This window comes from Neobacillus paridis (assembly GCF_016765675.1).
GTDB classification, from domain to species: Bacteria; Bacillota; Bacilli; order Bacillales; family Cytobacillaceae; genus Neobacillus; species Neobacillus paridis.
In genome coordinates this window covers 1-545 of sequence record NZ_JAESWB010000026.1, presented here as the reverse complement: position 1 = coordinate 545, position 545 = coordinate 1, and the positions used below count along the sequence as shown (strand labels likewise).

2 protein-coding genes are annotated in these 545 nt (G+C 62.8%); both read right to left on the bottom strand.

Features of this window, described 5'->3' with window-relative positions:
• Nucleotides 1-193, bottom strand: a 193-nt coding sequence (locus JK635_RS27850) for an SDR family NAD(P)-dependent oxidoreductase (protein WP_202652751.1), incomplete at its 3' end; no start/stop codon positions are given.
• A gap of 212 nt (nt 194-405) precedes the next feature.
• Nucleotides 406-534, bottom strand: a complete 129-nt coding sequence (locus JK635_RS27845) for a Dabb family protein (RefSeq protein ID WP_498043850.1) — start codon at nt 532-534, stop codon at nt 406-408.
• Nucleotides 535-545: the final 11 nt, after the last annotated feature.

Genomic DNA, 545 nt, shown 5'->3' with positions numbered 1-545 from the left:
CGCTGGCTTCGATGCCGCGCGACTTCAGGTGGGCTACCGCCTCGTCGAGGTCGCTTTGCTTGCGCGAGGACAGCACCAGGGTCGCACCCTGTTCGCCGAGGGCTTCGGCGATCTGCAGGCCCAGGCCGCGCGAGCCGCCAGTGATCAGGGCGGTCTTGCCCTTGAGGTCGAATAACTGTTGCGTGGTTCTCATGGTGTCTCCTTGTGACTCGTCGAGTCGTCCTTGTTTGAATGGCGTTGAGGCGTCTCCGCTCCCGATGCCGCGTTCGGACTGCGTAGTGTGGGATGCACCGAAGGGGCACCTCACCATGGACCGCAATCCAGCCGCATTGCCTTGCAATACTTTCTTGATCGACTTGGGTGCCATGCCCTTCGGCCAGGGCGCCCTATGCGATCGCAAGCCTCTTAGATTTCATAGTCCATGCACTGGCGCGCCTCGCGCACCGCACCGATGAAGGGCTTGAGCGCCACGTGCTGCGGATGTTCCTGGTAGGCGTCGAGCGAGGCGCGGTCGGCGAATTCCGAGTACAGCACCACGTCATAGG